Raw genomic sequence first — 13231 nt, 5'->3', positions numbered from 1 at the left:
GAGGTTTAACGATGAAAAAGTGGTTTAACACCGGAAAACCCTGGATTTGGCTGACAGCTGGCTCGGTGAGCATCAGCCTGATTGCGGTCATCGGGTTGGTGATAATGATTGGCTGGCGAGGGTTGTCTTTCTTTTGGCCGGCGCCAATCCATGAAATGATGGTAAAACAAGCGGATGGCTCGTCTGCCCAGTTGATCGGTGAGATTTACGATACTGAATCGGTACCCACCACGCGACTAACCCAGTCAATGGTTGATTTAGGCAATATCGAGTCGGAAATGGTCACCCGTTACTTAATGAAAATTGGTAACCGCGAATATGTGCCGCTTGATTTTACCTGGGTACTGGAGCCATTAATCAGCGGCGATAAAACGCCTGCCGATTTAGCCGTAATTGAGCGCAGTAAAGATGGCAACTTTTACGGTCGTATCACGGCGGTAAAAGAGCAGGGAGAGGTAGTTGCCCGAGCGGGTGACAGCGATTTCCGTGAGGTTCTGTTGCAGCGGGTAGAGCGCGCTGTCGAGTTAAATGAACAGGCCACTGCTTTGCAGGAAGGCGAAATCAGCAGCATTAACTATGCGTTAAACGAACTGACAATGGAACGGCGCCGACTGGAGCTGCAGAACGAACTGACGAAAGAAGCAATCGCTGGACTTCAGCGCCAGCGTCAGCAATTGCATGATGACTATCAGGTGTACGAAGACCAGCTGTTTGATTTACGTCAGCAGGCGCAACGTGATGGTTTGGTGGTTGAGGACTTCCGTGGTCAGGATGTTGACTTACCTATGTACCGGGTACTGGATGTTAACTTTCCTAACGATATGAGCTTGATCGCCAAAGTTGGACATTTCTTTCAGCAAATTGGTGGCTTTGTCAGCAACGATCCCCGTGAGGCGAACACTGAAGGTGGTGTTTTTCCGGCAATTTTCGGCACCGTTTTTATGGTCTTGCTGATGTCGGTTATCGTCACCCCGTTTGGCGTTATTGCGGCGGTTTACTTGCATGAGTACGCTGGTAAGAATGCTGTCACCCGGCTTATTCGTATTGCGGTAATTAACCTCGCTGGTGTGCCGTCGATTGTCTACGGTGTGTTTGGTCTGGGCTTTTTTGTTTACATGGTCGGCGGCAGTTTAGACCAAATTTTTTATCCAGAGGCTTTACCTAATCCAACCTTCGGTACCCCGGGCGTGCTCTGGTCTGCCGTTACTTTGGCAATTTTGACCTTGCCGGTGGTGATTGTTTCCACCGAAGAAGGTTTATCCCGAATTCCGCCAAGTTTACGTGAGGGTTCGTTGTCACTGGGCGCGACCAAGTGGGAAACGATTTGGCGTATTGTTTTGCCGATGGCGTCACCGGCGATCATGACCGGCTTGATTCTGGCGGTTGCCCGGGCTGCCGGCGAAGTGGCACCTTTGATGTTGGTCGGTGTCGTAAAATCAGCGCCGATGCTGCCTGTTGATGGTAACTTCCCGTACTTTCACCTGGACCGGAAATTTATGCACCTGGGCTTTCACATCTACGACGTTGGCTTTCAGAGTCCAAACGTAGAGGCAGCACGGCCATTGGTTTATGCCACGTCGTTTTTATTGATTACAGTCATTGTAGGTCTTAACTTGACCGCTATCGGTGTGCGTAATCACTTACGCGAAAAGTATCGTTCTCTTGAACATTAAGTATGACTGAATTGTCGAAAAGGTTTTAAATTATGATTACGGTCAGCCCGAATACAAGTAACACAGAAAAACTGGACTTAGCCAATCTGTCTGAAGAGCAGACAGCTTTGCAGATTAAAAACCTCGATCTATTCTATGGCGAGGATCAGGCGCTGCAAGATATCTCAATGCGGGTACCCAAAAATCGGGTAACCGCGTTTATTGGACCTTCAGGCTGCGGCAAGTCAACCTTGTTACGTTGTATTAACCGCATGAATGACTTGGTTGAGATTTGTAAAATCAAGGGCAATATCGAATTGCACGGCAAAAACATTTACGATAAAGATGTAGATGTTGCTGCGCTACGACGTCGCATTGGCATGGTGTTCCAGCGGCCAAACCCGTTCCCTAAATCCATTTACGAAAATGTGGTTTATGGCTTGCGCTTGCAGGGTATAAAGGATCGTCGGGTGCTGGACGAAGCGGTAGAAACCTCCTTACGTGGTGCGGCTCTGTGGGATGAAGTAAAAGACCGGCTCAATGCCAGTGCCTTTAGTTTATCCGGCGGCCAGCAACAGCGTCTTGTTATCGCCCGGTCAATTGCCATCGAGCCAGAAATTTTGCTGCTGGACGAGCCGACATCAGCGCTTGACCCTATTTCTACCCTAACTATTGAAGAGCTGATCACAGAGCTAAAGCAAAAGTTTACGGTAGTGATCGTCACGCATAATATGCAACAGGCGGCACGTGTGTCGGACCAGACTGCCTTTTTGTATATGGGTAAGTTAATAGAGTACGCCGATACCGATACCTTGTTTACCACACCGTCTGAAAAGCAGACTGAAGATTATATTACCGGCCGCTACGGTTAAGGAGATAGTAATGGATAAATTAAATATGAGTAAACATATCTCCGGCAAATTTAATGAAGAGCTGGAGGCTGTTCGCAACCGCGTTCTCAGTATGGGCGGGCTGGTAGAGAAACAAATTAGTGATGCGCTGGAAGCGATTCAGACCGCTGACACTGAGTTAGCTGAAAAAGTGCTGAGCAGTGACCATAAAATCAATAAGCTTGAAGTTCAGATTGATGAAGAGTGTGTCCATATTATCGCCAAGCGACAGCCTGCAGCCAGCGACTTACGTTTGGTCATTGCAATTATAAAGACCATTGCTGATTTGGAACGTATTGGTGACGAGGCAGAGCGCATTGCCAAAGTGGCAAAAGAAAGCTTCAGTAAAGACCAGCAGCAGTTGTTAGTTAGCCTGGAAAACCTGGGACAGCATGTGTTAAGTATGTTGCGTAAAGTCCTTGATGCCTTTGCACGCATGGACTTAGAGGCGGCGTACGAGGTCCACCAGCAAGATCAGCAGGCGGATCGTCAATACGAAGCGCTTACTCGCCAGCTAATGACTTACATGATGGAAGATTCCCGCTCTATCCCCAAAATTATGGATGTCTTATGGTCTGCGCGCTCTCTCGAACGGATGGGCGACCGTTGTCAGAACATTGCTGAGTACATTATCTTTTTCGTAAAAGGCAAAGACGTGCGCCATGTCTCGCCGGAAAGCATGGAACGCACGGTGCTGGGCCAGTCTGACTAACGAGCAGACGACAGTAACCCGCTTGCTGTTTGCTTAAAACTCGATTGTTTGTGCGCCCTGCGGATTGCCGAGCAGGGCGATATCGGCGCCACGGTTCGCAAATAGCCCGTTGGTCACTACGCCGACGATATTATTCAGTTGCTGTTCCAGTTCCATTGGCTTCATGATCTTCAGGTTGTGAACATCCAGAATCCAGTTGCCATTATCGGTTGTGGTACCCTGACGCCAAACAGGGTCGCCGCCAAGTTTGACGATTTCCCGCGCCACGTGAGAACGGGCCATGGGAATGACTTCCACGGGCAGAGGAAACGTACCCAGTAAATCCACTTGCTTACTTTGATCAGCAATACAGATGTATTTATTCGCGACGGCTGCAATAATTTTTTCGCGTGTCAAAGCACCGCCGCCACCTTTAATCATCTGGCCGTATTCGTTAATCTCATCGGCACCGTCAATGTAAACGGGCACAGGCCCGGCGGAATTCAGATCCAAAACTTCAAAGCCGAGCTGTTGCAGCCGTTCTGTTGATGCTTCAGAGCTGGAAACAACACCTTCAATATCGTCTTTGCGGTCTGCCAGAGCGTCGATAAAAAAGTTAACTGTAGAGCCGGTACCAACACCAACAACCGTATTGTCCTCGATATAGCTTAGTGCTGCTTCTGCGGCTGCTTTTTTCATTGCCTTGTTATCTGCCATTGCGAACTCTCCGGGGATGTATGAATTTCATGACCAAGTTTTCATGACCAAGTATAGGGGCTTTAGTCCCGATGTGCATGGCTATTTGGCGGGTAAATGCCAGTGCCGTGACGGGGTAATAACCTCTGAAATAGGAACGTCCCAGGCTGCCACTGGCAGCGTGCTTAGTTGTTGTTCGTCATAGGCCAGCCCGATAGGCTGTAAGTTAGGCAGCGATCCCGCCCGCCAGCTAGCCAGCGTGCGGTCGTAATAACCGCCCCCCATACCCAACCGGTTGCCAGCCAGATCAAAACCCACTAGCGGCATAAATAACCAGCGTATTTGTTGCAAAGGAACCACGTTCCGGCAGTCCAGCCGGGGTTCTGCAATGCCGTATCGGTTATTAGCCATCGGCGTCGCTTTGTCGTATTGCAAAAACAACAGATGCCCCGGCGCAAAAGGATGAAGCACGGGCAATACCGTTTTTATACCTTTGTCCCAGAGTCTCCCGATGGTCGGGCCGGTATCCAGTTCGGCAGCAAAGCTTTTGAATATCGCCGCAAATTGATGGCTGCCGTCATACGAGCTTAGTCGATCGCTTACCCGATTCGCTACGGCGAGCGCCGCCTTCGCCCGGTTAGCCTCAGAAAGTTGTGCTCTGGTCTGTAGCAACTTGCGTCTTAGCTGGTCTCGGTTCATGATAATGGTCAAAATTACAACAAGAATTGCCTAAGGATACCCGATGAATCGATTAAACACGATGCTTGTGGCACTTGCGATAGCCCTGATTAGCTTACCGGTATTAGCCTGGCAGGGGCCGCCGAAGGCTCCGGAACGAATGGAGCGGGGCGAAGGACCTTATCAGCGTCTGATTCTTCGCGGCGGTACGGTCATTACCGGCGAAGGAGCTCCGCCTCAGGGGCCTGTGGATATCGTGATTGAAAATGATCGCATCATACAGATAGTCAGTGTCGGCAACCCCGGGGTGCCGATAATCGAATCACGCCGGCCCGAAGCCCGGCAGGGCGATAAAGAAATTGATGTGGCAGGGCATTATATTATGCCGGGCTTTATCGATATGCACGCTCACATTGGTGGATCGGCTGAGGGTATACCGGCTGAATATGTACTGAAACTGTGGCTTGGGCATGGCATTACCACCATCCGTGAGCCGGGTAGCTTTAATGGCTTAGACTGGGTTAAATGGCACCAGCAGCAAGGCCGGGATAATCGCATTGCGGCCCCCAGAATTGTCGCCTACGTTGGTTTTGGTCAGGGCTGGGATGAACCCATTTACGGGCCTGAGCAGGCTCGCGAGTGGGTCAGGTACATTAAGCAACAGGGCGCCCAGGGAATTAAGTTTTTTGGCGCGTCACGCAAGGTGATGGAAGCCGCGTTAGACGAAGCTAATAAACAGGGGCTAGGCACTATGATGCACCATGCTCAGCTTAACGTCATGTCAATGAACGCTCTGGATTCGGCCCGCTTAGGTTTAACCTCGATGGAGCACTGGTATGGTCTGCCGGAAGCGTTATTCGAGGACAAACGAATCCAGGATTATCCGGCGCATTACAATTACAACAACGAACAACACCGTTTTGAGGAAGCCGGCCGGTTGTGGCAGCAGTCGGCGGAGCAGGGATCAGCAAAATGGAATGCGGTGCGTGATGAGCTCATCGAATTGGATTTTACCATCAATCCAACACTAACCATTTATGAAGCGTCGCGCGATTTGATGCGCGAGCGTCAGGCGATCTGGCATGATGATTATACCCTGCCCAGGTTATGGGAGTTCTTTGAACCCAGCCGCTATGCTCATGGCTCTTACTGGTTTGACTGGACAACGGATAACGAGATTGCCTGGAAGGATAACTATCAAAAATGGATGAGATTTTTGAAGGATTATCATGCTAATGGTGGTCGAATTACCGTAGGTTCGGATGCCGGCTATATTTATAAAATTTATGGCTTTGCTTACATCCGCGAGCTGGAGCTACTGCGCGAAGCAGGGCTTAATGCACTGGAAGTTATTCATGCGGCCACCTTAGCAGGCGCGGAAGCATTGCAATTAGATGGTCAAATTGGCAGCGTGGCGCTGGGCAAGAAGGCCGATTTGGTGATAGTAAAAGAGAACCCGCTAGCAAACTTTAAGGTGCTGTACGGTACCGGGCATTTTAAACTCGATGATAATAACCAGCCGATGCGTACCGAAGGGGTTAAATACACCATAAAAGACGGCATCGTTTACGATGCTCAGCAATTGCTGGAAGACGTAAGAGCTATTGTGGCTGAGGAGAAGTCAGCCCAATAGGGTGGTTTCCCGGAGGCGCCGTTTACGGCGTTGGCCCTTGAACCCATTGGTCCAAGGCGGGGAGCAATTGGTATCCGTCGTAGGCTTCCCGGTACACGCCGGGCTTGCTCATGACGGGCCAGTGATCCCCTGTTCTAAAAGCATCGGCTCAGGGACATTCGCCTACTTTCGTACGCCCCAGGAAACCGCAAAAGCGGTAAAACTATTCTCTGTTGTCAGCGCGAACCACGGTTTGAGCGCTGTTCGCTCATTGCCTGTTCTATGGTTGCCTGCAACAACTGGATCTTTTCTTCCAGTTTTGCGGTGCGTGCCGCCTGGTCGTTTTGATCCTGAATCCATTCGTGACACAAATTAAGCGCGGTCATCACCGCGATCTGCTCGACATTAGTTAATTTAGTACGCTCTTTGGTATCACGCAAGCGTTGATCCAGCGTATCAGCGGCCTGTTGCAACGCACTTTCCTGACCTACCGGACAATTAACCCGGTAATTTCTGTCCAGTAAAGTAATGTCCATTGTACGACCAGCCATGTTGCAGACTCCCTGCTTAAAGTTAATCACTGTGTTGCGTGTCTGACAGCGTTATTATGACACGTCCGGCATAGGCTTGTCAGCTAGCGAATTATAAAGCCCGGTGTTAGGATGTTAGTAAGTAATTTTAAGGATTTTTATCATGCCAACACGTTTTGACTACGACCGCCTGGCGGAAGATTTTGCTCGTTACGATATGACACCGTCAGCGGCAGAAGTGCAGGGAATGTTAACAGGTCTTATTGCCACCGGAACCCCGGCCGACAGTGACGAATTGTTAACTTTAATGAGTGATCTGGCCTACGACAGCAATCCAATGCCGGCGGGCCTTAAGCAGTTAATTCAGCAGCAGGCAGAACAGGTTCAAAGCTCGCTGGCTAGTGCGGACATGGACTATCAGCCATTGCTACCAGAGGATCAGGCTCCGCTTGCTGATCGATTGCAGGCATTAGCGGGCTGGGTACAGTCATTCCTGGTCGGGTTTGGCGTAAATCAGGCCAGTATTGCCAATGCCTCGGCAGATTTACGCGAAGCGCTGGATGACATGGTAGAGATCGCAAAACTGGAATTTGACGTTGAAGAAGGTAATGAGACAGAAAAAGCCTATTTTGAAATAGCGGAGTATTTGCGCGTTTCTGCCATGATGTGTTTTTCAGAGCTGGGCAAAAATCAGCCGCCATCGACAGCAACCAACAAAACTTTGCATTGAAGGATAACATCATGCAACCCGTCATACCTCAGGATGAATTTTTGCGCCGCCGACAGCGTGTCCTTGATCAGCTCCCCGCTAATGTCGTGGCTTTGGTGGCGGCGAACGAACAGTTGATCCGTAGCAACGACACTGAGTTTCCGTTTCGGCAAAATAGCTATTTTCATTATTTGACCGGCTTTAATGAGCCTGACGCTGTATTAATGTTAAGTACGTTAAGTAGCCAGCCGGGTAGTGTTTTGTTTTGCCAGGATAAAGATCCCGATGCCGAGGTCTGGCATGGGTTACGTCTTGGCTATCACAATGCGCCCAATGCACTGGGTATCGACGCCGGGTACAACATTGATCAGCTGGAACAGCGTTTGCCGGAACTATTAAATGGCACTGAAAGCGTATTTTTGCTGCTGGGCGAAGATGAAAGTCTGGAGCATGACGTGCATCAGGCTATGGCTTATTTGCGGGAAACTGAGAAACGAGGCAACAAAGTACCCCATCGTATTGAGGATTTGCGCCCACTACTGGATACAATGCGTCAGCAAAAATCTGCCAACGAACTGAATGTTATGCGGGAGGCGGCACGAATTACCGGTAACGCATTTAAACGCATAATGAAATATGTGCAGCCGGGGGTTTTTGAGTACCAGTTAGGTGCTGAACTGCAGCATGAGTTCGCAATGAACGGGGCTTTATACCCCGCTTATGAAATGATTTGTGGCGGTGGTGCCAACGCCTGCGTACTGCACTATACCGATAACCGCGACCAGCTGCACGACGGTGACCTGGTATTAGTCGATGCAGGAGCAGAATACCAGGGCTACGCCGCTGATATTACCCGCACGTTTCCGGTTAACGGTAAGTTTTCGGAAGAACAGAAACTGCTTTACGATTTGGTTTTAGAGGCTCAGCAGGCGGCATTTGAAAAAATCAAACCCGGCTCTGACCTGGTTGCTGCCACCAAGGCAGCTGCGCGAGTTATTAGCGACGGTCTCACTAAGCTAGAAATTTTAACAGGCGATGCTGACGAAAACTTTGAGCAGCAACGCTGGAAAAAATACTTTATCCACGGCTTGAGTCACTGGCTGGGTCTGGATGTGCATGACGTGGGTCGCTATAAAGATGCAGAAAACAATCCACTTAAATTACAGCCGGGTATGGTGATAACCGTTGAACCCGGCATATACATAGCCAGAGATTCTGGCGCTGATGAGCGCTGGCGGGGCATTGGTATTCGTATTGAAGATGACTTAGTCATCACCGAGGACGGCTTTGAAAATATGACAGAGTCAGTACCTAAAACGACTGAAGAGATAGAAACGTGGATGCAAAAGTAGTAATTGCCGGAGGTGGGCTGGTTGGAGCATTAACGGCGCTGATGTTAGCCGAGCAGCATCCGGACTGGTCGATTGTTGTCATTGAACCACGTGCCGAAGGCCCACCTGCGGACCAGCGTATTATTGCTTTGGCCGCGGCGTCCGTTAAGCGGCTGCAGAAAATGAACGTGCTGGATGAGTACAGTTGGCAAACCCCAATCGAACATATTCATATTAGTGACCGTGGCTATCTTGGCGCCGCTGAACTTCATGCCGCCAGCGAAAACGTGGAAGCGCTGGGTGTGGTCGTGCCGGCTGCAAAGCTGGTAGAAAACTTATATCGTCGATGTCACGCGCAAGCTAATATTCAGTGGTTAAATAACCAGCGAGTGCAGAATATCCAGCAGGCGCAGGATTCGGTTACGGTAACCACAGCCGACTCAACCCAGGTGAAAGGGCAGTTGCTGGTGGGCGCCGATGGGCAGAATTCGATAGTGCGGAGTTTACTCAACTTACCCAGTGTCAGCGAAGATTATAATCAGGTTGGCTGTATCGCAACTCTGTCGCTGGACCGGTCATTAGATGGCTGGGCCTACGAGCGTTTTACCGAGTATGGCCCGATTGCATTGTTACCTATGCCGAATCAGCAGGCTTCGCTGGTATGGACATTTAATGAAGCACAGTCCGTTGATGCCAAAAACTGGCATGACGACTACTTTCTGCAGGCCTGTCAACAAGCATTTGGCTATCGTGCCGGACTAATGAAGACGGTTTCGCAGCGAGTGTTTTACCCCCTTAAGTTGCGCCGGGCAACCCGCAACATTCATCATCGCAGTGTCATAATTGGCAACGCTTCACATGCTTTACATCCCATTGCCGGGCAGGGTTTTAATTTAGGCTTAAGGGATGTCGAGACGTTGGCCGGGGTATTAAAAAACCTGACTGACCCCGGTGCTTTTAAAGCGCTATCCAGCTACCAGCAGCAGCGCGAGCAGGATTACCGGGCGATTATTAGCTTAACGGATTTACTGGTGCGTGGCTTCTCCAATCATTATCCGGTAATGACCGTACCGCGTAATATGGCGTTACTGGGTTTGCAACACATTGGCGCAGTGAAATCGCAATTTGCCCGCCTGACAATGGGAATGAAAACCGCCGGAGGCCCGTTATGAGTCGGTTGCAGAGGCAACAAGCCGATATCGTTATTGTCGGCGCCGGCATGATCGGTTTAAGCCTGGCCGTGCTGCTGGCGAAGCAAAAGCGCCGGGTGGTGGTAGTGGAGCGACACCCTCAGCCGGGCCTGAGTGATGAACTGGCGTTGCGGGTGAGTGCACTCAACGCCCGCAGCCAATCGATACTCAAGCACTGTGATGTGTGGCAGGCCATTTGTGAATTCCGCTGTGGTCTTTATCAGGGTATGCAGGTATGGGATAAAGACAGCCCGGCCAGGATCGAATTTGGTGCACAGGATGTTGACGCAGAAAACCTTGGCGTCATTGTCGAAAATAACGTAGTTGAGCATTTTTTGTGGCAACGCGCGGAGCAGCTGGGTGTCGATATTCAGCAGGCTGACGACTGGCAACTACTGGAAGCAGGCGATGACAGTCAACGGGTTGAGCTGCAGCTGGCCGGAACTTTGCTGCAGGCTGATTTGCTGGTCGGCGCCGACGGTGGGCGTTCACTGGTCCGCCAGCGAAATGAATTACCGCTGACGTTCTGGGATTACCAGCAGCAGGGAATCGTAGCAAATATCGCAACAGAGCTGCCCCATCAGGGTATTGCCCGGCAAGTATTTCTACCGACGGGGCCGTTGGCCTTATTACCTACGGCTGACTCACATACTGTGTCCATTGTCTGGTCAGCTGATCAGGCCTTTGCAGAAACTTTGCTGCAGGAAGGCTCAGAGCGGCTGGCGCAGCGCGTGGCAGCTGAGTCTGGACGTGTCCTTGGGACGTGCCGAACTGTATCAGAAGTCAAAGCTTTTCCGCTGCGTATGCAGTATGCCCGCCAGTGGTATCAGCAACGGATTGTGCTGGTTGGTGATGCGGCTCATACGATTCATCCGCTGGCTGGTCAGGGAGCGAATTTAGGTTTTGGGGATGTTCAGGCCCTGGTTGCACAGCTGGAGGCGAGTGAACTGAAACCGTTAAATCGTTTACACCGGCGCCTGGCTGCGTATCAGCGTCAGCGTAAGGCTGAAACGCAAGTGATGATAGCCGCTATGGAAGCCTTTAAGCGGGGTTTTGGGTCAGCAAACCCGGTGCTGAAAGGTGTCCGGGCGCTAGCCTTTGCACTACCGAACAGGCTCTCGTTATTAAAGAGGCAGCTGGCGCATATTGCGATAGGTAAAGCCTAGCAATTTAAATCCGCGCGCGCAGATAATCAGCAAGCTGTGACGCTGCACTTGATGCGCCGCCGGCTAAACGCATGATGACATTAACGCTGCCCGGAGCCGGTAAATGCTTATTAGCTGATACTCTGTCGATAATGGTCAGTTCATCCGGCACCGTGGTCTGCGCTAAGACGGTAATGCCAAGCCCGCTGGTTAACGCAGCCGTCAGCCCTGAAAAATCTGTATTGGTGTAGGTGATACGGTAAGGTCGCTGACTACGCTGCAATGACTGCTCGGCGCGACGGCGGTAAATGCAGCCCTCCGGGGCGACTACCAGAGGCAACCGGAACTGCTCCAGCAGCGCGGGTGACCCGACCCAGACCAGCTCTTCCCGCTGAATGAGTATGTCACTTTTATTATGTTGCTCCCGCAGCGCCAAAATCACATCAAACTGCTGCCCCAGACCAGTCAATAAGTCTTTACTTAATGCAGAGGTCACTTGCAGGGTCACTTGTGGATAGACCTGGGCAAATTGGCCAAGGACTTTTGGTAACAAACTGGAGGCAAACTCACTGGTGATGCCCAGGCGCACTTTACCGCTGACCTGCTGGGGCTCGAACTGCGCCCAGGCCTGGTCATTAAGGGCTAATAACCGCTGCGCGTATTCAAAAAGGACTTCGCCCTCGGCTGTTAACACAAAACCGGAACCATAGCGCTGTAACAGAGGGCTGCCAACTTGTTGTTCGAGCTTTTTCAGTTGCAGACTTATGGCCGGTTGTGAGCGGCCCATGCGCTCTCCGGCTGACGTCATACTGCCCAGTTCGATGACGGCAGAAAAGCTTCTTAAGGACTCCAGTGACCAGTGTTTCATTGAAACCTCTTATAATACCATTAGCAGGTATTTAAAAATTTAATGCCAGTATAAGCATTATTGATTTTAAACTTAAGCCATTCGAGCCTATAATTTGCGGCAAATTATTGAAGCTTAAATAAGGAATGCGATATGGGCAGCAAAACACCTTTGTATGATGCACATGTAAAAGCGGGCGCGAAAATGGTCGATTTTCACGGTTGGGATATGCCGCTAAATTACGGCTCGCAAATTGAAGAGCATCATGCAGTGCGTCGCGATTGCGGTGTGTTTGATGTGTCCCATATGACCATTGTTGATGTTGAAGGTCAGCAGGCACAGGCGTTTTTGCGTTACTTGCTAGCCAATGATGTAGCTAAATTAAAAACTGAAGGCAAAGCACAGTACACCAGTATGCTGAATGAAAACGGCGGTGTTATTGATGATCTGATTGTTTACTACTTCTCGGAGACGTCATACCGCATGGTTGTTAACTCAGCAACTCGTGATCGGGACCTGGCCTGGATTGAGAAAATAGCCGCTGACTTTGACGTTAAGATTACTGAGCGCAGTGACATGGGAATGCTGGCTTTGCAGGGGCCTAACGCAGCCGACAAGCTGCAGAGCGTGTTAACCGCAGACCAGTTTGCCCAAATTGATGGCATGAAGCCGTTTGTCGGCAAGCAAGTCGATGATTACTTTATCGCTACCACCGGCTACACCGGCGAAAAAGGTTACGAAATAGTGGTTCCGGCCGAACAGCTTGAGCAACTCTGGGATGCTCTGTTAAAGGCCGGTGCTGCGCCTTGTGGTCTGGGTGCGCGTGATACCCTGCGTTTAGAAGCCGGTATGAATTTGTATGGCCAGGATATGGACGAGCAGGTTACACCACTGGAAGCCAATATGGGCTGGAGTGTGGCCTTCGAACCGGCAGACCGCGACTTTATTGGCCGCCAGGCGCTGGAGTCGTTAAAATCAGAAGGGCACGACAAGCTGGTAGGCCTGGTACTGGATGGCAAAGGCGTACTGCGTCACGGTCAAAAAGTAACCACTGAAGGTGGCGAAGGCGTTATCACTTCTGGTACATTCTCGCCTACGCTTGGTTTTTCTGTCGCTATGGCGCGCTTACCTGCAACAACAAGTGATACAGCCGAAGTCGAAATGCGTAAGAAACAAGTGCCGGTAAAAATTGTTAAGCCAGGGTTTGTGCGAAACGGACAATCTGTTCTTTAGGCTTACTTAAATTAAACACGACGATTT

13 protein-coding genes and 1 other RNA gene are annotated in these 13231 nt (G+C 50.5%); 9 read left to right on the top strand and 5 right to left on the bottom strand.

Annotated elements, in window-relative coordinates:
* The first annotated feature begins 11 nt into the window (after positions 1-11).
* The 3 genes from pstA to phoU are packed head-to-tail and all read left to right on the top strand — an operon-like array spanning position 12 to position 3254.
* Positions 12-1673, top strand: coding sequence for a phosphate ABC transporter permease PstA (gene pstA / locus LG288_RS09565; RefSeq protein WP_404399974.1), 1662 nt, complete (start codon positions 12-14; stop codon positions 1671-1673).
* A gap of 32 nt (positions 1674-1705) precedes the next feature.
* Positions 1706-2524, top strand: a complete 819-nt coding sequence (gene pstB / locus LG288_RS09560; protein ID WP_404399972.1) for a phosphate ABC transporter ATP-binding protein PstB — start codon at positions 1706-1708, stop codon at positions 2522-2524.
* A gap of 10 nt (positions 2525-2534) precedes the next feature.
* Entirely contained in the window at positions 2535-3254 is a 720-nt protein-coding gene (phoU, locus tag LG288_RS09555; RefSeq protein ID WP_404399970.1) for a phosphate signaling complex protein PhoU, read from the top strand.
* Between the two features lie 33 nt (positions 3255-3287).
* Here the strand turns inward: phoU and rpiA are convergent, their stop codons facing one another.
* Together rpiA and LG288_RS09545 are read right to left on the bottom strand one after the other, a co-directional pair.
* Positions 3288-3950: a ribose-5-phosphate isomerase RpiA gene (rpiA, locus tag LG288_RS09550; RefSeq protein WP_404399968.1), complete on the bottom strand. Its 663-nt coding sequence runs from the start codon at positions 3948-3950 to the stop codon at positions 3288-3290.
* Between the two features lie 81 nt (positions 3951-4031).
* Complete coding sequence (locus tag LG288_RS09545; protein ID WP_404399966.1) at positions 4032-4628, bottom strand: 5-formyltetrahydrofolate cyclo-ligase; 597 nt, start codon at positions 4626-4628, stop codon at positions 4032-4034.
* Between the two features lie 61 nt (positions 4629-4689).
* Here LG288_RS09545 and LG288_RS09540 point away from each other — a divergent pair, with 61 nt between their 5' ends.
* On the top strand, positions 4690-6240 hold the full coding sequence (locus tag LG288_RS09540; protein WP_404403084.1) for an amidohydrolase family protein: 1551 nt from the start codon (positions 4690-4692) through the stop codon (positions 6238-6240).
* 2 nt (positions 6241-6242) lie between these two features.
* On the opposite strand, the gene ssrS is transcribed toward LG288_RS09540, so the two are convergent.
* Positions 6243-6427, bottom strand: a non-coding RNA gene (gene ssrS / locus LG288_RS09535) — 6S RNA.
* A 28-nt stretch (positions 6428-6455) separates the two neighbouring features.
* Positions 6456-6770 carry a cell division protein ZapA gene (zapA, locus tag LG288_RS09530; RefSeq protein WP_404399964.1) on the bottom strand — a complete coding sequence of 105 codons (315 nt, stop codon included), beginning with the start codon at positions 6768-6770 and terminating at the stop codon, positions 6456-6458.
* A gap of 142 nt (positions 6771-6912) precedes the next feature.
* Here zapA and LG288_RS09525 point away from each other — a divergent pair, with 142 nt between their 5' ends.
* The 4 genes from LG288_RS09525 to LG288_RS09510 are packed head-to-tail and all read left to right on the top strand — an operon-like array spanning position 6913 to position 11145.
* Positions 6913-7479, top strand: a complete 567-nt coding sequence (locus LG288_RS09525) for a UPF0149 family protein (RefSeq protein ID WP_404399962.1) — start codon at positions 6913-6915, stop codon at positions 7477-7479.
* Positions 7480-7490: 11 nt separating this feature from the next.
* Complete coding sequence (pepP, locus tag LG288_RS09520) at positions 7491-8810, top strand: Xaa-Pro aminopeptidase (RefSeq protein WP_404399960.1); 1320 nt, start codon at positions 7491-7493, stop codon at positions 8808-8810.
* A complete protein-coding gene (ubiH, locus tag LG288_RS09515; RefSeq protein ID WP_404399958.1) occupies positions 8795-9961 on the top strand; it encodes a 2-octaprenyl-6-methoxyphenyl hydroxylase in 1167 nt (388 codons plus the stop codon). Before pepP ends, ubiH begins: the two co-directional genes overlap by 16 nt.
* Positions 9958-11145: an FAD-dependent oxidoreductase gene (locus tag LG288_RS09510; protein ID WP_404399956.1), complete on the top strand. Its 1188-nt coding sequence runs from the start codon at positions 9958-9960 to the stop codon at positions 11143-11145. The genes ubiH and LG288_RS09510 overlap by 4 nt, the downstream gene beginning before the upstream one ends.
* Before the next feature lie 4 nt (positions 11146-11149).
* Here LG288_RS09510 and LG288_RS09505 read toward each other — a convergent pair whose 3' ends face one another.
* On the bottom strand, positions 11150-11992 hold the full coding sequence (locus tag LG288_RS09505; protein ID WP_404399955.1) for a LysR family transcriptional regulator: 843 nt from the start codon (positions 11990-11992) through the stop codon (positions 11150-11152).
* Positions 11993-12124: 132 nt separating this feature from the next.
* Between LG288_RS09505 and gcvT the strand changes: the two genes are divergently transcribed.
* Positions 12125-13204 carry a glycine cleavage system aminomethyltransferase GcvT gene (gene gcvT, locus LG288_RS09500; RefSeq protein ID WP_404399954.1) on the top strand — a complete coding sequence of 360 codons (1080 nt, stop codon included), beginning with the start codon at positions 12125-12127 and terminating at the stop codon, positions 13202-13204.
* Positions 13205-13231: the final 27 nt, after the last annotated feature.

Source organism: Idiomarina seosinensis (assembly GCF_044797955.1).
GTDB lineage: Bacteria > Pseudomonadota > Gammaproteobacteria > Enterobacterales > Alteromonadaceae > Idiomarina > Idiomarina seosinensis_A.
This window is presented reverse-complemented; position numbering and strand designations above follow the sequence as displayed.

Bases quoted from the DNA above. Each gene is read 5' to 3' on its own strand.
- LG288_RS09540 (WP_404403084.1), top strand. From the start codon at position 4,690: ATGCTTGTGGCACTTGCGATAGCCCTGATTAGCTTACCGGTATTAGCC.
- LG288_RS09525 (WP_404399962.1), top strand. From the start codon at position 6,913: ATGCCAACACGTTTTGACTACGACCGCCTGGCGGAAGATTTTGCTCGT.
- gcvT (WP_404399954.1), top strand. From the start codon at position 12,125: ATGGGCAGCAAAACACCTTTGTATGATGCACATGTAAAAGCGGGCGCG.
- pstA (WP_404399974.1), top strand. From the start codon at position 12: ATGAAAAAGTGGTTTAACACCGGAAAACCCTGGATTTGGCTGACAGCT.
- LG288_RS09545 (WP_404399966.1), bottom strand. From the start codon at position 4,628: ATGAACCGAGACCAGCTAAGACGCAAGTTGCTACAGACCAGAGCACAA.
- LG288_RS09505 (WP_404399955.1), bottom strand. From the start codon at position 11,992: ATGAAACACTGGTCACTGGAGTCCTTAAGAAGCTTTTCTGCCGTCATC.
- phoU (WP_404399970.1), top strand. From the start codon at position 2,535: ATGGATAAATTAAATATGAGTAAACATATCTCCGGCAAATTTAATGAA.
- pstB (WP_404399972.1), top strand. From the start codon at position 1,706: ATGATTACGGTCAGCCCGAATACAAGTAACACAGAAAAACTGGACTTA.
- LG288_RS09510 (WP_404399956.1), top strand. From the start codon at position 9,958: ATGAGTCGGTTGCAGAGGCAACAAGCCGATATCGTTATTGTCGGCGCC.
- zapA (WP_404399964.1), bottom strand. From the start codon at position 6,770: ATGGCTGGTCGTACAATGGACATTACTTTACTGGACAGAAATTACCGG.
- pepP (WP_404399960.1), top strand. From the start codon at position 7,491: ATGCAACCCGTCATACCTCAGGATGAATTTTTGCGCCGCCGACAGCGT.
- rpiA (WP_404399968.1), bottom strand. From the start codon at position 3,950: ATGGCAGATAACAAGGCAATGAAAAAAGCAGCCGCAGAAGCAGCACTA.